Raw genomic sequence first — 22,553 nt, 5'->3', positions numbered from 1 at the left:
ATGGAAACCGTAACGGCGGTAACTAAAACCATTGATTTTTTATGAGTTGCTTATTTCACTAAATGGGCGGGTAAAACAATGAAGAACCTCGAAGACAGATAGTCTTCGAGGTTCTTCATTGTTTTAAGCAATATTTTCTTTGGCTTTTTTTGTTACGAGGATTTTATCTACTCTTGCGCGATCCATATCAATAACTTCAAAAATAAAATTGTTCCATATAAATTTTTCGGCTGGAGATGGGATATAATCCAGATAAGAGGTTACAAAGCCACCCATAGTTTGGTAATGATCTTCATCTTCATCTGGCAATTCATCTAAATCAAAGTATTCTTTAAAGTCATCTATGGATAATAAACCATCAACTAACCAAGACCCATCTTCGTGTGCAATAATTTGGTTTTCCTCTTCATCTTGACCTAAAGAAATGTCGCCAACGATTTCAGAAACAATGTCCTGAATAGTAATAAATCCAATTACGCCACCAAACTCATCGAGAACGATAGCTTCATGAATACTTGCATCTTTTAATGTTTCGAGAACTTTAAAAGATTGCATGGATTTAGGAACAAAAATAGGGGTACGGATACATTGTTCTAAATTGATTTTTTTACCATCTAGAATATCTAAAAGCAAATCTTTTGTATGAAGAACACCGACGAAATCGTCAAGACTGCCTCTGCCAACAGGAAAGGTAGTATCTTCATTCTCTTTGATAATCTTTAAATTTTCTTCTAAGGATTCTTCTAGATCGAGCCATATCATTTGTGTTCGTGGTGTCATTAAAGCATAAGCATTCTGATCGCCAAGACGAAAGACTTTATCAACCATGTCTTGTTCGGTTTTTTCAAAAGTACCTTCTTCTGTACCTTGCTCAATTAAAGTTCGTACTTCATCTTCAGTTACAGTAATCTCTTTTTTTTCTTTCAAACCAAGAAAGGTCAAGATGAAATTACTGATAAATGATAGAATAGCAATAAACGGAGTAGAAACATTAAGGAAAATTTCTAGCGGTTTTACCATAAATTTTACAACTGCTTCAGGCTTATTCTCTGCTATCTTTTTGGGAAATAATTCGCCAAAAATTAAAGTAAAGAACATAGTGCTGGCAATTGCTGCTGTCCATGAGATAAAGGTAGAATATTCATTTAAGAATGGAATATTCTCGATATAGTATAAAAATGCAGGCATAAGCTCTGCTGTGGTTAAAATACCAATTAAGATACCAATTAAAGTAATACCCAATTGCAATGCTAATAGTACTTTATTCGGTTCATCAATTAAATCTAAAATACGTGTTGCTTTTTTATCGCCGTTATCAGCTTGCTTTTCTAATTTTGTTCGCCGCACCGAAAGTACAGCTTTTTCCGTCATGGCAAAGATTCCGTTGCCAATAATTAAAGATAAAATTATAAATAATCCAAGACTCACTGACGGGGTGTCCAATGAATCCATCACTCTCCTTCTATGCTTTTAGAAAATTTTTCAAAGATTATAAACTATTATATCATATTAATAAAGTTTTCTGAAATAGGCAAATTTGATTGAAAATAAGCAAAAAGCACTTATTATATTAAATATAGAAGGCTGAGCTTAATATACCGTAAGAGCAGTAACTGATAATTCATCCATGCTTTACTTGGACCAAGTCCCAAGCTGTGGTTGGTAAGTACATTTTTCTGTTACATAAGAACAAGCATCGGATTGTGAGAAAATTTTACAATCAGGGCATGCGTAACGATATTCACAGTCTTTACATTTTGGCATTTTATCTTTATTAAGTGTCCAGCAATTTTGTAAAGGTTCAGCGTTTACGATGTCATGAATTGATTGATTTTTAATATTGCCGACGATATATTCACGGGAAAAGATACAAGGTAAGGCATTCCCTTGACTTGTGATTGCAATTTTGCCGACTAAACAAGGGTTATAATGCTGAGCTAAGTAAAATTCAGTTTCATTTACGTAAAATGGAGGTTGAATAGATGGTTTTTTATAATGAAGCGGTAAAAGATTTTCATTAGCCCCCCGTCCCGCTGGACGGATTACGTCAGGTGGTAAGGCCTCAATTCCTAGACTGTTGCAAAATTGCATAATTGCTTCCGCTTGATTTTCATTGTTACGCATAATGATAGATGCGATTCTCACAGGTATTCGGTGATTGAGTAACTTTTTGATAGCATTGACGGTTTTATTGAAACTTCCTCTGGATTGTGTGATTTCATCATGAAGTTGGGCGTTATCAGCATAAAGGGTAGTTGCAATATGAATGTTGTGTTCAGAGAAGAAACGAATATCATCATCATCAATTAATGTAGCATTTGTAAAAATCTCAATAAAATCAAAATTTTGTTGTTTGGCTTTCAAGACGATTGTCCTCCAATGAGAGTATAATAGAGGTTCACCGCCAATGAGCTGCAATCCTGTCGCACCATTTTCTTTTAGTTCTGTAATTAAACTTAACCAGCGTTGCAAAGGAATCTCATCACTTGTTGATTGTGGAGTGCTTGATGTATAACAATGTAAGCATTGATTATTGCATTTGGTTGTAAGTTCTAGCCAAGCGAAATCAAGCCTTGCAGGAACAAAAACATTTTCTTCTTTATTTTCTTCTATTCGGGGGAAAAAATAATATCCACCAAGATTTTTGCTGGTGAGTTCATCAAAGAAAAGTTTTTCTTGTTCATTTTTCTCTAAACTTTCTGCTTCTAAAGTTAGAGTAGTTTCAATAGGAGTTTCTTTACATTTTGATAGAAGTTCAACAGCGCGGTTATTGATTGAATACACTTTATTTGTATGTAAATCGTAAATAGCACCACGTAATGCACCCTTAACTAAATGACAATGTGAATGCAAATAATAATACAAAAGATAACCTCCTTCGAAAAATAAAAGAATCAATGATCACTTTCTTCATCTATATGATTTGTTTTTAGTTTTATGTATCAAACTTTCTTCATTTTGAATGGATTAGAAAACTTTCTTGACAAGGATTATGATTTATTTTATTATGTATAAGGTCATTACAGTGAACTGCGGAAATAGCTCAGTGGTAGAGCATCGCCTTGCCAAGGCGAGGGTCGCGAGTTCGAATCTCGTTTTCCGCTCCATGAAGATTATGCCCAGCAGATTTTGCTGGGCTTATTTTGTATTCACTTGTGTTTGGCGGATAATTATGGTATGATGGGTTGTATGGCGTATTGGGTTCTGCTGATTCGGAATGCTGTGACTGCAATACACTCTTAAGCCAAAAATAAACAAATATTTATATGAAAAAAACGGAGGGCACAGTATAAATGAAACTTACTGCGGAAAGAATAGACAATCATAAAGTTGTTTTAGAAATGGAAGTACCACAAGAAGATGTAAAAAAAGCAATGGATCAAGCAATCGCTAAAATTGCAACTAGAATCAATGTACCAGGCTTCCGTAAAGGTAAAGCTCCACGTAAAGTAATTGAAAACCGTGTTGGTGAACAAGCTATTTTAGATGAAGCTTTTGATATTATTGCTCCAAAAGTATATAATGAAGCTTTAACTAAAGAAAATATTACTCCAGTTGGTCGTCCAGAAATTGAAGTTGTTACTTTAGCGGTTGATAAAGATTTAGTATTTAAAGCGACAGTTGTAGCAAGACCAGAAATTGAGCTTGGTGAATATAAAGGATTAAAAGTTGAAAAAACAGTTGAAGAAGTTAAAGAAGAAGATATACAAAAACAAATTGATGCTATGCTTGAACATAATGCAAAAATGGTTGTAGCTGAAGGCGCTGAATTAAAAGATGGCGATTTTGCTGTGATTGATTTTGAAGGTTTTGTTGATGGTGAAGCTTTTGAAGGTGGAAAAGGTGAAGGCTATCCACTTCAAATTGGTTCTGGTAGCTTTATTCCAGGATTTGAAGAACAACTTGTTGGTGCAAAAGCTGGCGATGAAAGAGATGTAAATGTTGTATTCCCTGCTGAATATCATGCTCCAAATCTTGCTGGTAAATCAGCGTTATTTAAAGTTAAAGTAAATGATGTTAAACGCAAAGAGCTTCCTGAGCTTAATGATGAATTTGTAAAAGGCGCAAGTGCTTTTGCTACAGTAGATGAATTAAAAGCAGATATTAAAGCGAACTTAGAGAAAACAGCAGCAGAAAAAGCTGAAAATTCAATGCGTGCAGAAGCAATTAAGCAAGCAACTGATAATTGTAAAGTTGACCTACCAGAACTTATGATTGAAAACCGTATTGATCATATGATTGAAGAACTAGATATCAATTTACAAAATCGTGGTATGGCTTTAGAACAATATTTAGCATTTACTAAAATGGATTTGGAACAAGTTCGCAACAATTATCGTGAAGCAGCAACAATCAATGTAAAAACTGATATGATGCTTGAAGCTATTGCGAAAAAAGAAGAAATGAAAGTAGAAGCTGTTGACTTACAAGCAGAAGTAGAAGGTATGGCAAAAGCTTATGGCGCTACACCTAAACAAGTCCAAAAAATTATTCAAGAACAAGGTCGTGTAAATGATCTTATTGGCACAGTTTTACGCAAAAAAGCTGCAAAATTAATTATTGACAGCATTGCACAATAAGACATTTGGTTAATTTGATAACCGAGGTGATTTTATGAATTATGTACCTATGGTAGTGGAACAATCTAATCGCGGTGAGCGTGCTTATGATATATATTCACGTTTATTAAAAGACCGTATCGTTTTTATTGGAGGTCCAATTGATGATAATGTAGCGAATGTAGTTATTGCACAATTGCTATTTTTGGAGTCTGAAGATCCAGATAAAGATATTCACTTATACATTAATAGTCCAGGCGGTGTTGTAACTGCAGGCCTAGCAATCTATGATACAATGCAGTACATAAAACCTGATGTATCAACGATCTGCTTGGGGCAGGCAGCTAGCATGGGGTCTTTACTATTAACTGCTGGAGCTAAAGGAAAACGGTTTGCACTTCCTTATGCTCGCATTATGATTCATCAACCTTTGGGGGGAGCTCAAGGGCAATCGACTGATATTCAGATTCAAGCAAAAGAAATTCTTCGCCTTCGTGAGATTGGTAATGATATCTTGGTAAAACACACTGGGCAACCACGTGAAAGAATCCAATTGGATACGGAACGTGATTACTTTATGTCTAGTGAACAAGCCAAGGAATATGGATTGATTGATGAAGTGATTGTTCGCCTTAATCAAAAAGCCGATAGCACTAAATAGTGAGGTGATAGTATGTTAAAGTTTGGGGATGAAAAAGGTCAACTAAAATGTTCATTCTGTGGTAAAGTTCAAGAACAGGTGAAGAAATTAGTTGCAGGTCCAGGGGTATATATCTGTGATGAATGTATCGAACTTTGTAACGAAATTATTGAGGAAGAATTTAGCGAAGATGTTGAAGTCGAGCTAAAAGAAGTTCCCAAACCAAAAGCAATACGTGATATTTTGGATCAATATGTTATTGGTCAAGATGATGCGAAAAAAGCTTTAGCAGTTGCAGTATATAATCACTACAAGAGAATTAATTTTGGCAACAAACCAGGTGATGTAGAACTGCAAAAATCAAATATTGTAATGCTTGGACCTACTGGTAGTGGTAAAACATTACTAGCACAAACATTAGCAAAAATATTAAATGTTCCTTTTGCAATTGCTGATGCTACATCGTTAACAGAAGCGGGTTATGTAGGTGAAGATGTAGAAAACATTTTACTAAAATTAATTCAGGCTGCTGATTATGATGTAGAAAGAGCAGAAAAAGGGATTATCTATATTGATGAGATTGATAAGATTGCTCGCAAATCTGAAAATCCATCAATTACGCGCGATGTATCTGGTGAAGGCGTACAGCAGGCGTTATTAAAGATTCTTGAAGGGACAGTTGCTAGTGTTCCACCTCAAGGGGGACGCAAGCATCCGCATCAAGAATTTATCCAAATCAACACGACAAATATTTTATTTATTTGTGGTGGTGCTTTCGATGGAATCGAAAAAGTTATTGAAGCACGTATTGGTAAAAAAACAATGGGATTTGGTGCGGAAGTAAAAAGCAAGGAGAAGAAGAAAGTTGGCGAATTGCTGAAAAAAGTTCTTCCAGAAGACTTGCTTAAAATTGGCTTAATTCCAGAGTTCGTTGGAAGACTGCCGGTAGTGGTTACTTTGGATGCATTGGACGAAGATACACTAGTAAATATTCTTTTAAAACCGAAAAACGCATTGGTAAAACAATATCAGCGTTTCTTAGAAATGGATAATGTGAAGTTAGAGTTTGAAGATGAAGCTTTAAAGCTAATTGCTAAAGAAGCATTAAAGCGCAATACAGGTGCAAGAGGTTTGCGTTCTATTATTGAAGCTGCTATGTGCAATGTCATGTTTGAAGTTCCTTCACGCGATGATGTTGCAAAATGCACGGTAACCAAAGAGGTTATTTCAGAAAAAGCAGAGCCTGTTTTAACGCTAAACGATGCGAAATCAAAAGAAGAATCTGCATAAATAAAGGGAGAGCAAATGCTCTCCCTTTATTTATTTTCGGGGATAAAAATATTCCCTTTGCTCATACTAGAAATGTAGTTAAAAATCCAGATGAATCAAGTTTTGCTTTATGAGTGGATAAGTATGAGGGGGAATTTAGAAAAGTGGATTATGCAATTAATGTTATTACTGTTATACAATTCTTTTTTGCGATAGTGATTGGACTCTATTTTTTTAATCTGTTGAAGTCGCAACAAGGCAATAAAGTCGCTGTTGAAAAGGAATCTAAAAAAGAAATGGAAAAGTTAGCGAACATGCGAGAAATTTCGCTAACAGAACCACTTGCAGAGAAAACACGCCCGCAAAGTTTTGAAGAAGTTATTGGGCAAGAAGAAGGAATAAAAGCCTTAAGAGCAGCTTTATGCGGTGCAAATCCACAACATGTTATCATCTATGGTCCGCCGGGAATTGGTAAAACAGCAGCAGCTAGACTTATTTTGGAAGAGGCAAAAAAATGTCCAGTATCGCCGTTCGGCAAAAAGGCAAAGTTTATTGAAGTCGATGCAACTACAGCAAGATTTGATGAAAGAGGAATTGCAGATCCTTTGATTGGTACGGTGCATGATCCAATTTATCAAGGCGCTGGGGCATTAGGCGTTGCCGGTATTCCACAGCCAAAGCCAGGGGCGGTTACTAAAGCACATGGTGGAATTTTATTTATAGATGAAATTGGAGAGTTACATCCTTTGCAAATGAACAAGCTACTTAAAGTATTAGAAGATCGTAAAGTTTTTCTCGAAAGTTCCTATTATAACCGAGAAGATGAAAATATACCAAGTCATATTCATGATATTTTTACGAATGGATTACCAGCAGATTTTCGTCTTATTGCGGCAACAACTAGGCAAGCACAAGAAATACCAAGCGCAATTAGATCACGATGTGTCGAAGTATTTTTTAGACAAATATTGCCGGAAGAAATTTCTGTTATAGCACAAAATGCTTTTCGTAAAATACATTTTGAAGTTGAGTCAGAAGCGATAGAAATTATAAAAAAATATGCGATGAATGGACGCGATGCAGTAAATATTGCTCAGATTGCAGCGGGAATTGCAGTGAATGAACGTGGTAGCCTGGTGAAAACTGAAGATGTAGAATGGGTAATTAATTTTGGGCAGTATAGCCCTAGACCTGACAAGAAGATTCCTGTTATTCCGCAAATTGGTGTAGCAAATGGATTAGCGGTCTATGGCACAAATTTGGGGACAATGATGGAGATAGAAGTTTGTGCGATGCCAAATAAAACGCATACAGGACGATTAACTCTTACTGGTGTAGTAGACGAAGAGGAAATCACGACAACGGGGCATAAAATGCGTCGTAAAAGTATGGCAAAAGGATCAGTAGAAAATGTTTTGACTGTACTTACGAATCAATATCATATTGATTTTGCGGATTATGATGTTCATGTAAATTTTCCTGGTGGAACACCTGTAGATGGGCCATCTGCAGGGCTTACCATTGCAATTTCAATCTATTCTGCACTTTATAATCAGCCAATTGATAATAAAGTGGCAATGACAGGAGAAATATCTATCCGTGGTTTTGTAAAACCAGTGGGAGGAGTTAATGCAAAAGTTGCAGCAGCAAAACAAGCCGGGGCGCAAAGAGTTCTAATTCCAAAAGAAAATTGGCAAGTTTTATATGGAAAAATGGATATCGAAGTTATTCCAATTGAACATATTAGTGAAGCTATTCCATATGCAATTTTGGATAAAAATGAAATTACTATAAAAGAAATTCATATGGATAAACCAGATATACTTGCTGCTTCCGGCGTAACAACGCAGAATTAATTTGTTTTTTCCATAAAAATTTTCTTAAGATAGAGTTAATCTGCGGATAAAGTTAGCTAAAAGTGTTTAATTATACAAAATAAGCACTTTTAGCTATTTTTTTTCTAAAAATAGGTGTTAATAGAGGATTTTCAATGGGCGAGTAAGAATATAAGAATATTTGTGACACTTAACGCTGAAACTAATTAAAGTAGTTATAAATAGGAGGTTTTTTATTATGACAACTCGTAAGTTACCGTTATTACCACTGCGTGGAATAATGGTCTTTCCATATATGATTATCCATTTAGACGTTGGACGTGAAAAATCTATTGCTGCGCTAGAAGAGGCAATGGTACAAGATCGTATTATTATGTTAGCAGCACAAAAAGATGCTTCTACTGATAATCCAACACCGGAAGATATTTTTAAGATAGGAACAGTTGCAGAGGTTAAACAGCTGCTAAAATTACCAGGCGGTACGATTCGTGTTCTAGTAGAAGGACTTTACCGTGCAGAAATTACTGAATACGTTACAGATAGTTCTCATTATGAAGTCGAAGTAAAAGAATTCAATGAAGAAAGTGAACCTAATTTAGAACTTGAAGCATTAAGCAGAGCGGTCATTCATCAATTTGAACAATGGGTAAAATTGAGCAAAAAAATTCCACCCGAGACTTTAGTATCTGTAGTTGTAGTAGAAGATTTAGGCAGATTAAGTGATTTGATTGCTAGTCATTTAACTTTAAAAATTGAAGATAAGCAAGAGCTATTGAATGCAATTGAAGTGAAAGACAGATTGGAAAAGCTGTGTGAAATTCTGAGCAGAGAGATGGAAATCCTTGAATTAGAGAAGAAAATTAGCGGTCGTGTGCGTAAGCAGATGGAAAAAACGCAAAAAGAATATTATTTGCGTGAGCAATTAAAAGCAATTCAAAAAGAGCTTGGCGATAAAGATGATAAAACGGTGGAGATTGCTGAATACCGAAAAAAATTAGAAGATGGAAATTATCCAGAAGAGATTATTGAAAGAGTCAATAAAGAGATTTCTCGTTTAGAGAAAATGTCCTCTAGTTCAGCAGAAACAGGCGTAATTCGAACTTATATTGATTGGCTATTAGCTTTGCCATGGAATGAAGTTACCGAAGATCGACTAGATATTAATGTCGCCGAAGAAGTGCTAAATCAAGACCATTATGGACTTGAAGAAGTAAAAGAACGCATTTTAGAATATTTAGCAATTCGTAAATTGGCGGATAATATGAAAGGCCCAATTCTATGTCTAGTTGGTCCTCCAGGGGTAGGAAAAACATCTTTGGCGCGTTCTATTGCACGTGCAATGCAGCGTAAATTTGTTAGGGCTTCCTTAGGTGGCGTACGCGATGAAGCAGAAATTCGTGGACATCGTCGTACTTATGTCGGTGCAATGCCAGGGCGAATTATCCAAGGCATGAAAACGTCAGGTTCTAAAAATCCTGTATTTTTGCTTGATGAAATTGATAAGATGAATGCTGATTTCCGTGGAGATCCATCTGCGGCGTTACTTGAGGTTCTTGACCCAGAACAAAACAACACTTTTAGTGACCACTATATAGAAGCTCCGTTTGACTTATCTAAAGTTCTTTGGATTGTAACAGCAAATGGTATTCATAATATTCCAAGACCACTTCGTGATCGTATGGAGATTATCACCTTAGCAGGTTATACAGAAGAAGAAAAAATTCAAATTGCGAAGCGTTATTTAGTGGATAAACAAAGAAAAGAACATGGATTGAGTGAAAAACAATTACAATTGTCTGATGCAACGTTGAAAAAGCTTATTAGTGATTATACGCGAGAAGCTGGGGTACGTAATTTAGAGCGGACAATTGCAAAAGTTTGTCGTAAAGTTGCACGTCAGATTGTGCAAGAAGATAAAAAGTCTGTCAAAGTGACGGTGCAAAATCTTCATGTATTTTTAGGTGCAGCGAAATATCAGCATCGTAAGGCAGAAGAAAACCATCAAGTTGGTGTAAGCACTGGACTTGCCTGGACTGAGGTTGGCGGGGATGTATTGCCTACGGAAGTTACGATTATGAAAGGCAAAGGAAATTTAATCTTAACTGGTCAGCTTGGTGATGTAATGAAAGAATCAGCGCAAGCAGGTATTTCCTATATTAGAAGCAGAGCAGAAGAGTTTAATATTCCAGCAGATTTTCATGAAAAGCAAGATATCCATATTCATTTACCAGAGGGTGCTATTCCAAAAGATGGGCCATCTGCTGGAATTACAATGGCAACAGCAGTTATTTCTGCGTTAACCGGAAGAAAAGTGCGTAGCGATGTTGCAATGACTGGTGAGATTACGTTAAGAGGTCGTGTTTTACCGATCGGCGGATTAAAAGAAAAGGTATTGGCGGCACATCGTATGGGAATTAAGACAATTATTCTTCCAAGCGAGAATAAAAGAGATATGGATGAAATCCCAGCAAATGTGCGTAAACAATTAGAATTTGTATTAGCAGAAAATATGGATGAAGTTTTAAAATGTGCGTTGGTGAGTGAATAATGAAAGAAGAAATAATTATTACACAAGGAAAGTATATTGCATCAGCAGTGCGTGCTGATCAATACCCAGAAGGCGATTTACCAGAGGTTGTCTTTATTGGTCGCTCTAATGTAGGTAAGTCGTCCTTAATTAATTCGCTTAGCAGAGTTGGTGGACTTGCTAGAGTTAGTGGTACACCAGGAAAAACACAAACGATTAATTTTTATGAATTAAGTGCCAAAATCCCTAGCATAGAAGAACGGAGATCTTTTTTTCTTGTTGATTTACCTGGCTATGGGTATGCAAAAACAGGGCAAGCAAATCGAAAAGTATGGGCGAAATTCATTGAAGAATACTTATTAAAATCGCCGCGGCTACAATTTGTTTGCCAATTGATAGATATTCGTCATGATCCAATGAAAAGTGATATTGAAATGTTTAACTGGTTAGTGGAAAATAATTTGCCTGTACTAATCATTGCAACAAAGGCGGATAAGTTAAGTAAAAATGCTGTACAAAAGCAGGTAAAACAAATAAAAAAGGTATTGGGTGTTCCAGATCTTGATGTATTACCTTACTCTTCTGTAAAAAGTGAAGGACGTTCAGATTTGCTTGACGTGATTAGTACCGTTTTGGTAGAATAGAATAGGTTGATGATAAAAGACAGTAATTACTGTCTTTTATTTATATAAATATATCTATGAAATGGAAAGATAATAGAGGAGCGGGGAAATTTGTTAACATCGTTTGATAAAGATTTACTGAATTTACTGCAAACAAATTTGCCGTTAAGTTCACATCCATTTGCTGATTTAGCGGAGATTTTAGGAACGGATGAAATGACTGTGATTCATCGATTGCAAGAATTGCAAGCAGATGGATATGTGCGGAGGATAGGTCCATTTTTTGACTCCGCAAAACTGGGATATGCAGGAACGTTAGTAGCGGCTAAAGTAACAAAAGAAAGTATGGATGATGTTGCTCTTGCCATTAATACATATCCAGGTGTGACACACAATTATGAGCGTGAAGGTGAGTTTAACTTATGGTTTACTTTATTGACACCTAATAAAGTAACGCAAACGAAAATTTTAGATGAGATTCGTCAAATTTCTGGAGTTGAAAAGATTATAAGTATGGCTGCTAATCGTAAATATAAGGTTAGCGTTCAGTTTACGTTGAAGTAGGTGAAGGCTTAATGAATGAACTAGATAAAAAAATTATTCGGGCATCACAAGAAGAATTTCCTTTAGTAGCTCAACCGTATAAAGAAATTGCAGAACGTATCGGAATTACTGAAGAACTTTTGCTAGCAAAGTTAAAAGAATATAAACGGTCGGGAAGAATCCGTAAAGTTGGTGCGGTATTAAGACATCGAGAAGTAGGTTTTGCTGCAAATTCTCTGTGTGTATGGATTGTTCCGCAGGAGCGGATTGAAGAAGTTGGAGCTTTGATGGCGATGAATCCGTCTGTATCCCACTGCTATGATAGAGATACAGTGCCAGAATGGCCATATAATATGTATACCATGATTCATGCTCATACACGAGAAGAGTGTGCTGAAATTGCCGATGGAATTGCGGAACAAACGAATTTATCAGATTATATGATGCTGTATTCCGTAAAAGAGTGGAAAAAAACAAGTATGCGCTATTTTTGTGAGTAGTATAAGTTTTATTTGACATATAGGAATTCATTTGTTATACTAACAAAGCTATATATTATGGATGTTAGCCAATGAACTTTATTTAAATATTTAATTGAAATAAATAAAAAAAGTTATTGACAAGAACATTTCAAATCGCTATAATATATATTGTGGTTGACGGGGCATGGCTCAGTTTGGTAGAGCACCTGGCTTGGGACCAGGGGGTCGCAGGTTCGAATCCTGCTGCTCCGACCATCAATCGCGCCTGTAGCTCAGTTGGATAGAGCAACGGCCTTCTAAGCCGTGTGTCGAGCGTTCGAATCGCCCCAGGCGCACCAGTGAATATTAGGGTTCTAGCATTTTGCTAGAGCCTTTTTTGTTGTATAAAACTGCTTATCGACTGCTTGTTTATCACATAAGCCAATTATAGATATACAATAAATTTAAGCCTTTGCAATCTGCAAAGGCTTTTTACTTTTATCAAAATTTTTAAATTATACAAGAATTGTGGGCTTTATGCATTTCTAAATTGATTCCATTGTTTAGAGAGTATCTGTACTGCTTCTTTACGTTTAGATTCAAGTTCATGAAGGTAAATAGCAGTCGTTTTTATATCCGTGTGTCCAAGCATATGTTGAACAGTTGTCAATGGAACTCCATAGGCTAAAGCATAGCTAGCAGCCATGTGTCGAAATGAGTGCACAGTAATGGCTGGAAAATCATATTTTTTACAAAACTTACTTAGCCATATGTACAAACTAGAAGGATAGATTTGACTAACTTCTTGATTAATTACTTTTCGTGATAAGAAAATAAATTGCTTTGGATTCGAATAATGATGCTTGGTTAAAAATTCATCTTGAAATTGTTTTTGCAGCTTTAGCAAAGAGACGGTATAGCTATCTATATTCAACCAGCGTATAGATGATTTTGTTTTGGGAACTTTTATTGCAAGAGGCTTATTAGCTATAGCTTCACTTGCTTTTTCAATATAAATTCTAGCATTTACAAAATCAATACAATCCCAAGTCAAAGCTGTAAATTCACCCCGTCTAGCACCGGTAATCAAGGCTAAGCTAATCATTAATTTATATTTAAGCTCACGTGGTGAATTACTTATTTTTTCTAAAGTTGCAAGAAACCTTTTTAAATCGTTTTCCTGCCAAATTGGTAAACGTCGATAATTTGCTTTTGGGATGTCGTCTTTGGCGATTAAACGACAGGGATTTTCAACTAAATAACGCCACTGCACAGCTTTATTTAATATACTGCGGATTAGTTTGTAGTGCATTTGAATACTGCCATCAGATAATGTATTTAAGTTTCGTTTATCTTGTCTCATATGAGGCTTTTTAAGCTCTTCAATGAATTTCACAATATCCATATCGGTTATTTTTTCTAGTTGTTTGGAGTAAAACGCTGGTAGAATTCTATTTTTCAACAATTCGCTATTTCGATAACTTGTCTTGTTGGATAATTTTTGATTATGACGTTGCTGCCAAATTTCAATAAATTCACCAAATGAAATTTTATCACCTTTAATGACTGGATTCTTTGTTACTTCTACATAAAATTTTGCTAACTCTTTTTCTGCTGCTTTTTTTGATTTTGAAATTATTCTTTTGGTTTTACGGATTTGTTTACCGTTGATATTGTAGCCTAATGAAACACGTAGTTCCCATTTATTGTTTCCTAAATCTACCAATGAACCTGGCATTATAATGACCCCCTTTAAATAGAAAAGAGCCTAGCCGATATAACTCAGTTAAGCTCTTTTTACGCTTTTATTTATTTTATAAATTTTTTTGTTTATTTGCCCATGAAGGTTTAGATAAGTTTTTTTGTGCCCATTCTTTTAGAGCGGAGACCATATAAATATAAGATTTCCCGCGTTTCATAGCTGGTAGTTCTCCATTTCTTGTCATTTTAAGAACTCCTGAATAGGGAAGCTTTCCTTGAAAGAATACACTAGACACTTCTCTAGCAGTTAAAAATTCAACTTCATTATTGTTTTTGTACATTTTATTTTATCCCTTCTGATTTGAATTTAATGTCCATCATTTTAGTGTACGATATAAAAAGGGGTAAATGCTCCTTTTGAACAATCAGCGTTTAATAATGTTTTTAATTCGTCAATATAATAAAAATGGTTAAGTTCCAATTTATCTAATGTTAAACTATCTAGAGGTAATCTAATACCACGAGAATATTGACCACCCCAGCACGCAAATTTTAATGCATCATCTGCTATAAAAAATTTTTTGTTCATGAAATTTTTTATATAAGGTTTTGATTCTTCTACAAGCCTCCAATTCGTATAAACTCCGATTCCATTGCTTCCCAAAACACCATAATATTTTAAAATCATATAAATTCCTCCTTTTCATTTTTACTGAAAAGTTAGGTGTTGTGTAAAATATTAAATTTCCGTTGCTCAATTCAATAATATATAACTCAATTTATATAGTTTAGCAAATAATATTATGGCTTAAACCTCAGGGGAATACATACGCAGATGCATATTGTAGTTTTTTAATATCTCATCAACATATAGCTTGAATTTATGTAAATCTAGTCGACCAGACGTAAATTTTTGACCTGTATGAATGTTTACGCTATTAATAAGATAGTGAAGATGTAGATTGTCGGTATCAAAATGAGCAGTCATTAGAATTTGATAATTGTTTGAATAATAGTGTCCGACTTTTACACCAATCTTCATTAGTTTATCTGTTGTTAATTCATTTTGTTCTTGCCTATCGAAACTTAATATAAATTGCTTATACTGTCTGCCGTCTTCTTGTTGATGAAGTAACTTTATTGTACGCATATCTTCAGTTGCGAAGTCAGGATTTACTCCAAACCCATAGCTATATTCAGATGAAGTCTTTTTTTGATCTTTGAGATACTCAACTTGTCCATATAGAGTTCGACGATTGTTTCCAATGAATTTTATAATAGCCATGGGATTCACTTCCTTATTTTATTGCAAATAAAAAATGGTTTTATCGGTTGATTTGTTATTAACATACCAAGATAGCTAATCTGATTTTTAATTTCTTGTGCTACAGTATCATCATTTAAACTGTTTGTTTTATTGTGCAACCCAGCTAAAGTTCTTGCGATTTCACTTGCATGGGGAATGGCGTGGATCTGATTATTTAAACAGCTATTTTTTATAAAATCTGTTTGATTTAAACCAGAGGATTTTAAAAGCTTTTGAAACTTTTTTTCTTCGACCTCATTTAACCGAAACGATTTTTTGAACTTCTTTTGAGTGCTGATTTTTGATTCGTAAATTTGCTGGTGTTTTTTCATCTTAAAAGCAAGGTGACTTTGTCCGACAAAACGTTACCTTGCTTACACCTCCCTCCAAATAGTAGAGAATTTTATGTCCATTTATACACTATATTTTTATAAATTAAGTAATAGTAAATAGATATAATATATATTTATATATTAGTTATACCTACTGTATTTTTTTATTTTATAGTTAAATAGATATAATAAAATTCGCAATAAATTCAAATTTTAATAGAGAGATAACAAATAATAAATAAAAAACCACTGAAATTTTAGTAAATAATAAATAAAAAATATTTACATAAACAATTAAATGATTTAGAATAAAAAATGACACATAGTTGTTTTCGACACACCTATAATTTGTAAAATGGTTTAAAGGGATATATTGGATATTATGAAAAAAGTAGAATGGGAAAATAAAAATATAAAAAAATATAAATTGTATTTTGATTTTGTTAATAATTATTATTTAGAAGTTTTAAATAGAGAATGTATTCGATTAGGAATTCCTTTTTATCGTGTGCTTGATAAATCTTTGGAAAATATAATTGGTTATCAAAAGGTTGAGTTAATTAAAGGAAAAGTGCAATTTATGTATAATGTAAATTGTTTTAGAATTTGTTCTGATGGGGTTATTGCGTTTTGGCTTTTTGGACAAATATGGAAATTAAATAAGAATAATTACAAAAAAATTTTTAAAGATATGGATTTACCAGAACCAAATGAAGCATGGTTTAAATACTTATATGATTTATTAAATAGTATGAAAGATGAGCCTAAAGCAGAGCGAGATTATATGGCTTTTAAATTTAAAAATAATTGTTTAGAGTATTTTTTTGATGTAGCTACAGCTTTTAAAAAGTTTGATGCAAATATTTTTTATCTAGGAGAAAATAATAATTTACAACAATCTCCAAAGATGATAAGTGAAGCTAGTTATAAAGAAATTTTGAATGATTATAATAAAAAAAAATTTAAGCATAGAATACCAATATTAAAGAAAAATGTATTTAAGTGTAATTGTAAAAATTTAGTAAATAAGTACTATTTAAAAAATCAACCTGCTATGAAAATAAATAAATCATTTCAACGTATTGTTATGGAAAGGATTGTAGCTTTATTTCATGAAAAAAATATAGGTGAAAAAGTTAAAATTGAAGCTAGCCCTAAAATTAAGACAAATTCTTTTCCTGCTGCATATATTCGAAAAGGAAAAAAAACTATATATGTTGATAATGTAACGAACGCAGATGATTTAGAAAAAAAATTGCCGATTTTTTTAAAGAAAAAGCCGGAAAGTTTTATTAGGGTTTTAGAATTAATTACTCAAAATGATATTACATTAATAAATCAACTAGCAGTATTATTTGCAAGGATAAGTTTAGAAAAAGATCCTACCCCATTTTTAAATTTAGTATATACAAATATTCCAGGTGCATTTGCTCTTTTTTTAATGAAATTTTTTGAAGAAAATATTGTATCACATTATAACATTCAGGACACAAAAAATATTAAAAGTTTAAGTGAAATGATAAGCGATAAGGTGCAGGGGGGAATGCTTAATATTTCATTTAAAAAGCAAATGTTAACAGAAGAGATGGTAAAAAACTATCAGCGTGTTCTGAAGGGGAAAACTATTAGATTGAAGGACGAGGTTGTAGGCAACTTAACCTTTATTAGTAATTTTCGATATATTCATTTGGTTACCACTCAGAAAGAGATAGATGATTATATAAAAAAATTTCCTAAACTTTTGAATATAATTGAAATAAAAAATGATAGTGCAGATGAGAAATTAGTAGAGCTGATAAATGAGATTGTTTTTTCAGATGTTGATTTTCAATGGATAAATTGGATTTTTACAGCATATGGATTAAATCTTTTATGTAATCCTAAGAAAAAAGAAAAGAAAAAAATCACGTTAACAAATGACGCAATTATAAAAAAATTTTTAATTGATTGTTGTTTAGTTGATGAAAATAAAGATTGCTATGCAAAAGACATTTATTCGGCTTTTTGCGATTATTTTAATAAAAGATTTCAAGAAGCTCCGATGAAACGAGTTGATTTGGTTAATATTTTGCAAGAGTTGGGGTTTAAGTATTGTCGACTTCGAAAATCTGCTAAAGATAATTTGTGGGGGTTTAAAGGAGTAGGTATTGACGTTGAAAAATTTCAATTGGCATTGAAAGTAGAAAAATTGGTGGATGAAAAGGAAAAGTCAGTTGAAAAATACTTAAATTATATGTTGTCTGAGGTAAAACCTATTTTAAATTTGGAAACAGAAGGTGATAAAGTTTTAAAAAATTTGAAAGCGATTCTTAGAAGTATGGATATGAAAGAATACATAAAAGTTAAGTCTAATATAAATCTCCCGCAACCTTAATCGGTTGTGGGAGATTGTGTTATTTGGGTATAAATATACTCAGTTACGGATTGTCTTGGAATCTTCCATATACGATTAATACGAAATGCTTTTATATCGCCAGAAGATAATAATTTATAAGCGGCATTTTTGCCAATCATTAAGGTTTCGCATAGTTCATCCACAGTTATTATTTCGCCAATAAGATTATCCATGATTTTATTCCTCCTGCTAAATGTATTTAATAATATGTTAGACATGAAATATTAAATTGCATTGTATTTGAGTATAATTTAATATCGTTTAGTTAGAGCAGTATTAATGATTCTGGCATTAATATAATCAGTGATAGACTTTTCTGGAATTTTCCATGCCTTACCGTCTTTGTAGGCAAATAATTTATCGTTATGAATAAGTTCGTAAATAACTTGTGAGCTACAACAAAGTAAGCTGGCAGCATCAGATACATGAAAAACAGATTTATTAATCAGCATTATAATCAACTCCTTAAGTTTTTTTTACTATTATGTTAGATTAATAGAGTTGATTTAAGATTAAAATTTATAAAATAGTAAAATAAAAACTATTTTATAGTATTGAATTTAATATAAATATGCTAAAATAAATAAAAATAGTAATTTAAAAACTATAATTAAAATATTATTGGAAATGTATTATATAAAGCAACTAAAGGATGTGATTATTATAATAGTTAAAAACGGAATTTATTGGTTGTTTTTATTGCCGCTTTCAATATTTTTAGGAGTTTTGTTTGGAGCTATGATGTTTTTTTGCATATCTTGTTTTGCAGGTACATTTATAGGCGGAATATTTTTCTGCATGTCATTAATTTTTTCTGTAATATATACGGTGAAAATTTGGTTTTTTACGTGATAAAAGGGTTTACATACGAATTTGTTTAATGAGTAATAATTTTAGTTAGGAGAGCATTTATGAGAAAAATAGTTTTGGATTTACTAGAAAATTTATGTTCGATATTAGATGAAAAAAGTTCTTTAATTTTAATTGGTAAATACTTAGTAATTAAAAAACTGGATTTTGAAGATGGTACGACATTGTTTAATAATATGATCAGCAGTAGTGAAGCATATGATTTAGGTAATACACACTTTAAAGAAATAAATCTACAATATAATATTTTGACGTATGATGAGAATAATAGTATTTTTAATTTTGAGTTAATAAAAATAGTAAATGAAAAACTATTACCTGAAATTAATCAAATATCTTTCGATAAGTTAGTGGAATTTTATGATTTACTTATAAAAGAAAGTAAATCAATAGCAACAAAGTTTCTGCCTGCTAGTATTGAGAAGTTAGCAATGAAGATATTCAATAATCAAGAGGATAAATCAATATACTTAGGTGCTGTTGGCATGGGACTATGTAAAGAGAAATTTATGCAGTTAAAAGTACAAAACGATATTATTTATCGCTGTGATATGGATAAAAGCAATGTTGATATTTGGCGATTAAGAGAATTTCTCAAATATAGTAAGTCATTTACTAGGTTTGCCAATCCTATTTTAGAACCAATAATGGAAAATGGGCGAGTGAAACAGTTTGATTTAGTTTTAATGAATCCTCCATTTGGATTAACGTGGAAAAATATCGAGAATGAAATTGTCATAGATAAATATGGTCAATTTACATATGGATTAGCAAATGCACGTTCAGCAGAATTACTTTTTGCATCACATACATTGAATGCATTAAAAGAAGATGGAAAAGGAGTTATAGTGGTTCCTAGTGGAAGTCTTTTTTGTACGGGAAAAGACCAACGTGTAAGAGAAAAAATGTTAGAAAATGATGTCATTGAAGCTGTGGTAGCTTTACCAGAGGGACTTTATAAAAATTCAGGAATTTCAGTAAATTTAATTATTTTTAATAAAAATAAACAAGAGAATATGAAAGAGAAAATTTTATTTATTAATGCTGAAAGCATGGGAGTACAAAACCGTAAAAATTGCATATTGGATGATACTGAGATACAAAAGATTGTAGATATATATTGCAATAAAATAAATCAAGATGAGTTATCTCGTATTATTAATATAAACGAGATAAAAGAAGCAAATTTACTGCCTAGTCGTTATGTATATAAACGGACAATTTCGGTAGAGGGTGTGGGCGTTGTATCTTTTGATTGGACGACATTTCCAGACGGTAAAGAGTATGCATCATTAGATAAATTTGTAGATGTTTATCGAGGGATAAATATAACAAAAGAAATTCAAGAAGATGAAACTGGTGAATATAAAATTATTAACCTTGCTGATGTACAAAATGGTCAGTTGGTAATGGATAAGTTAAAAAGTTATACGATAACTAATAATGCGAAAGTATCTCTGTACGAAGTGCAAGAAAATGACATTATTATTACGGCTAGGGGGGAATTGACAAAAATTTGTCGTATTCCATATATAAAGGGAAAAATATTATTGTCGCAAAATTTTTATGGGATGAGATTAAAAAATGACTATTTTCATTCTAAAATTATAAAAATGTACTTAGAAAGTCCTGTAGGGCAGTACATGTTGTCAAAGAAAAAATCTGGAACGGCAATTCCACTATTAAGTACTAAAGACTTAAAAAGTATTTTATTGCCAGATATTGAAGATAGAAAGCAAAGAGAAGCTATATTTTTCATGGAAGGAAAATTAAGATCATTGGAAGAAGAAAGAAAACGATTAGCGCGGGAAGAAAAACAAATGAAATTAGATGCATGGCGAAAAATGGGGATTCAAGATTTTTTTAAGATAGAATGATGAAAAAAATAATATCTTTAAAAAGTAAATTGTGTAGCATAATTTAAATCTTAGCTTTTTGGGGGATTAATATGTACAAAATAATAGATAGTAAGAAAAAGATATATAACCTATACTCCTATCAAACGGAAGCAGAATATGAAAGAATGGTTGTTGAACATTCTGACTATATTTTTGGTGATAAAGGAATTTACTTTGATATAAAAAAGAAAATTGGTAAATCGAATAAGGGTGCAGCGATACCGGATGGATACTATTTAGACCTAATGTTTCATGAGAATCCAACACTTTATTTTGTAGAAGTTGAGCTTAATAGTCATGATGTTTATGGGCATATTGGGGAACAAGTATTGCGTTTTGCAATTTCCTCTGATATTAGTAAGCATAAAATTAAAACAATTTTACTTGATGAGATTAATGCAGATCCGAAAAAACAAGAAAAATTGGATGAGTTTTTTAAAAACTCAAAATTTAGTAATGCTAATGAGTTATTGGATAAATTGATTTTTGACAAAGATGTAGCAGTGATTATTGTAATTGATGAACAAACCCCTGAGCTTGAAAGTGTTTTGGCAAAAATTAAAATTGCTACGGATATTATTGAAGCTCAAACCTATACATGTGGAAATGACAAAATACATAGAGTAACATCATTCCAAGATGAAGTGATTGTAGACTTAGCCGAAAATATTGACTATGATGAACTAGATACGATTGTTGTACCTGCACAAGAAGAGGGCTTTAATGAAGAGTTTTTAAATAATGATAGATGGTATTCCATCCGTATTTCATCAGCGATGATTGAGAAAATAAAATATATAGCAGCTTATCAGGTTGCGCCGATTTCTGCGATTACACATATAGCGGAAGTGGAAAGTATAGAAAAATATAAAGATACCAATAAATACATAGTGAATTTCAAAAAAGGTAGTTTAAAACAAATTTCAAGAATTGCTTTAAAAGGAGGAAAAGGAAAAGCACCGCAATCGCCTAGATATACATCTTATATGAAGTTGAAAAATTCAAAAACACTAGATGAGTTATGGGAATAATCTAAAGAGTTTAGAGGAATATATGAATGGATAAGATTGAATTTAAAATTGTAAAAATTTCTTTTGATGATGGTTGTCAAAGTGATGATTGTTTATATGATGTAATTGCTATTTTTATAAACGGTGAAAATTTACTTGATATGGTAAAAGAATGTGAGTTGCCATTCGCTACAGCAGAAAAAAAGAAAAGTTTAGCAGGCAGTTATATAGGAATTATTCCAAAAGAATTGTATGAGGATTTATCGAAAAATTTTACAAAATGGAAAGTTCCTATTTACGGTTGTACATGTGGTTGTGTAGAATGTTGGCCACTAGAAGTAGCAATTGATATAGGAAAAGATGTTGTTGTATGGTATGATTTTGAACAAATACATAGAAAAACATGGCAATACAATAAGCTGGGAAAATTTTCATTTAATAAACAACAATATTTTGAAGAAGTCGAAAAATTGAAAAATTATAGAGAAAAGTTGCCTTTTATTTAGAATTTTATAAAAGGTTTTTGTTATGTAAAAAGCTAATTTGTAATAATAAAACTATTATTTAGAAATATAGAGATAAAT

The 22,553-nt window shown here is 32.7% G+C and carries 21 protein-coding genes and 3 tRNA genes; 15 read left to right on the top strand and 9 right to left on the bottom strand.

All coding sequences use genetic code 11. From position 1 onward, the window contains the following. Window positions 1-123: 123 nt before the first annotated feature. Both P3F81_RS08215 and P3F81_RS08210 read right to left on the bottom strand, forming a co-directional pair. Window positions 124-1,452 (bottom strand): hemolysin family protein, encoded by a 1,329-nt coding sequence (locus tag P3F81_RS08215; protein WP_147669782.1) that lies wholly within the window; start codon window positions 1,450-1,452, stop codon window positions 124-126. 180 nt (window positions 1,453-1,632) lie between these two features. Next, a complete protein-coding gene (locus P3F81_RS08210; protein WP_309320288.1) occupies window positions 1,633-2,865 on the bottom strand; it encodes a radical SAM protein in 1,233 nt (410 codons plus the stop codon). A gap of 167 nt (window positions 2,866-3,032) precedes the next feature. Here P3F81_RS08210 and P3F81_RS08205 point away from each other — a divergent pair. From P3F81_RS08205 to P3F81_RS08155, 11 genes are all read left to right on the top strand, one after another. Continuing rightward, window positions 3,033-3,107: transfer RNA gene (locus tag P3F81_RS08205), tRNA-Gly, on the top strand. A gap of 186 nt (window positions 3,108-3,293) precedes the next feature. Continuing rightward, window positions 3,294-4,580: a trigger factor gene (gene tig / locus P3F81_RS08200; RefSeq protein WP_147669784.1), complete on the top strand. Its 1,287-nt coding sequence runs from the start codon at window positions 3,294-3,296 to the stop codon at window positions 4,578-4,580. Between the two features lie 34 nt (window positions 4,581-4,614). Next, window positions 4,615-5,220 carry an ATP-dependent Clp endopeptidase proteolytic subunit ClpP gene (gene clpP / locus P3F81_RS08195; RefSeq protein ID WP_147669785.1) on the top strand — a complete coding sequence of 202 codons (606 nt, stop codon included), beginning with the start codon at window positions 4,615-4,617 and terminating at the stop codon, window positions 5,218-5,220. Window positions 5,221-5,232: 12 nt separating this feature from the next. Then, a complete protein-coding gene (gene clpX / locus P3F81_RS08190) occupies window positions 5,233-6,489 on the top strand; it encodes an ATP-dependent Clp protease ATP-binding subunit ClpX (RefSeq protein ID WP_147669786.1) in 1,257 nt (418 codons plus the stop codon). Between the two features lie 143 nt (window positions 6,490-6,632). Further along, window positions 6,633-8,324 carry an ATP-dependent protease LonB gene (gene lonB / locus P3F81_RS08185; RefSeq protein ID WP_147669787.1) on the top strand — a complete coding sequence of 564 codons (1,692 nt, stop codon included), beginning with the start codon at window positions 6,633-6,635 and terminating at the stop codon, window positions 8,322-8,324. Window positions 8,325-8,541: 217 nt separating this feature from the next. Then, the gene (gene lon / locus P3F81_RS08180; RefSeq protein ID WP_147669788.1) at window positions 8,542-10,851 is read left to right on the top strand and encodes an endopeptidase La; all 2,310 of its coding nucleotides are present in this window, start codon (window positions 8,542-8,544) and stop codon (window positions 10,849-10,851) included. Continuing rightward, window positions 10,851-11,474 (top strand): ribosome biogenesis GTP-binding protein YihA/YsxC, encoded by a 624-nt coding sequence (yihA, locus tag P3F81_RS08175; RefSeq protein ID WP_147669789.1) that lies wholly within the window; start codon window positions 10,851-10,853, stop codon window positions 11,472-11,474. Before lon ends, yihA begins: the two co-directional genes overlap by 1 nt. 90 nt (window positions 11,475-11,564) lie before the next feature. Further along, window positions 11,565-12,017 (top strand): siroheme decarboxylase subunit alpha, encoded by a 453-nt coding sequence (gene ahbA / locus P3F81_RS08170; RefSeq protein WP_147669790.1) that lies wholly within the window; start codon window positions 11,565-11,567, stop codon window positions 12,015-12,017. Between the two features lie 11 nt (window positions 12,018-12,028). Continuing rightward, window positions 12,029-12,496: a siroheme decarboxylase subunit beta gene (ahbB, locus tag P3F81_RS08165; protein ID WP_147669791.1), complete on the top strand. Its 468-nt coding sequence runs from the start codon at window positions 12,029-12,031 to the stop codon at window positions 12,494-12,496. A 160-nt stretch (window positions 12,497-12,656) separates the two neighbouring features. Beyond that, window positions 12,657-12,733 (top strand) — tRNA-Pro (locus P3F81_RS08160). A 6-nt stretch (window positions 12,734-12,739) separates the two neighbouring features. Next, window positions 12,740-12,816: transfer RNA gene (locus P3F81_RS08155), tRNA-Arg, on the top strand. A 176-nt stretch (window positions 12,817-12,992) separates the two neighbouring features. Here P3F81_RS08155 and P3F81_RS08150 read toward each other — a convergent pair. The 5 genes from P3F81_RS08150 to P3F81_RS08130 form a co-directional block, all read right to left on the bottom strand. Continuing rightward, complete coding sequence (locus tag P3F81_RS08150; protein ID WP_147669792.1) at window positions 12,993-14,195, bottom strand: site-specific integrase; 1,203 nt, start codon at window positions 14,193-14,195, stop codon at window positions 12,993-12,995. 76 nt (window positions 14,196-14,271) lie between these two features. Then, window positions 14,272-14,499 (bottom strand): helix-turn-helix domain-containing protein, encoded by a 228-nt coding sequence (locus tag P3F81_RS08145; protein ID WP_147669793.1) that lies wholly within the window; start codon window positions 14,497-14,499, stop codon window positions 14,272-14,274. 41 nt (window positions 14,500-14,540) lie between these two features. Beyond that, complete coding sequence (locus tag P3F81_RS08140; RefSeq protein WP_147669794.1) at window positions 14,541-14,846, bottom strand: hypothetical protein; 306 nt, start codon at window positions 14,844-14,846, stop codon at window positions 14,541-14,543. 120 nt (window positions 14,847-14,966) lie between these two features. Next, complete coding sequence (locus tag P3F81_RS08135) at window positions 14,967-15,443, bottom strand: relaxase/mobilization nuclease domain-containing protein (RefSeq protein WP_147669795.1); 477 nt, start codon at window positions 15,441-15,443, stop codon at window positions 14,967-14,969. Window positions 15,444-15,448: 5 nt separating this feature from the next. Then, a complete protein-coding gene (locus P3F81_RS08130) occupies window positions 15,449-15,796 on the bottom strand; it encodes a plasmid mobilization protein (protein ID WP_147669796.1) in 348 nt (115 codons plus the stop codon). Between the two features lie 382 nt (window positions 15,797-16,178). Here P3F81_RS08130 and P3F81_RS08125 point away from each other — a divergent pair, with 382 nt between their 5' ends. Next, the gene (locus tag P3F81_RS08125) at window positions 16,179-18,170 is read left to right on the top strand and encodes a hypothetical protein (protein WP_147669797.1); all 1,992 of its coding nucleotides are present in this window, start codon (window positions 16,179-16,181) and stop codon (window positions 18,168-18,170) included. Here P3F81_RS08125 and P3F81_RS08120 read toward each other — a convergent pair. Both P3F81_RS08120 and P3F81_RS08115 read right to left on the bottom strand, forming a co-directional pair. Beyond that, a complete protein-coding gene (locus P3F81_RS08120) occupies window positions 18,167-18,364 on the bottom strand; it encodes a helix-turn-helix domain-containing protein (RefSeq protein ID WP_147669798.1) in 198 nt (65 codons plus the stop codon). The genes P3F81_RS08125 and P3F81_RS08120 overlap by 4 nt on opposite strands. Before the next feature lie 78 nt (window positions 18,365-18,442). Continuing rightward, complete coding sequence (locus P3F81_RS08115; protein ID WP_147669799.1) at window positions 18,443-18,643, bottom strand: helix-turn-helix domain-containing protein; 201 nt, start codon at window positions 18,641-18,643, stop codon at window positions 18,443-18,445. Window positions 18,644-19,102: 459 nt separating this feature from the next. Between P3F81_RS08115 and P3F81_RS08110 the strand changes: the two genes are divergently transcribed. The 3 genes from P3F81_RS08110 (at window position 19,103) to P3F81_RS08100 (ending at window position 22,475) form a co-directional block, all read left to right on the top strand. Continuing rightward, complete coding sequence (locus P3F81_RS08110) at window positions 19,103-20,938, top strand: type I restriction-modification system subunit M/S (RefSeq protein WP_147669800.1); 1,836 nt, start codon at window positions 19,103-19,105, stop codon at window positions 20,936-20,938. Between the two features lie 71 nt (window positions 20,939-21,009). Next, complete coding sequence (locus tag P3F81_RS08105) at window positions 21,010-21,990, top strand: DUF8743 domain-containing protein (RefSeq protein ID WP_147669801.1); 981 nt, start codon at window positions 21,010-21,012, stop codon at window positions 21,988-21,990. A 26-nt stretch (window positions 21,991-22,016) separates the two neighbouring features. Beyond that, a complete protein-coding gene (locus tag P3F81_RS08100) occupies window positions 22,017-22,475 on the top strand; it encodes a hypothetical protein (protein WP_147669802.1) in 459 nt (152 codons plus the stop codon). Window positions 22,476-22,553: the final 78 nt, after the last annotated feature.

Source organism: Selenobaculum gibii (genome assembly GCF_030273445.1).
GTDB lineage: Bacteria > Bacillota > Negativicutes > ICN-92133 > ICN-92133 > Selenobaculum > Selenobaculum gibii.
Note: the sequence above shows the minus strand (reverse complement) of the source record. Positions and strands in the feature narration are given on the sequence as shown.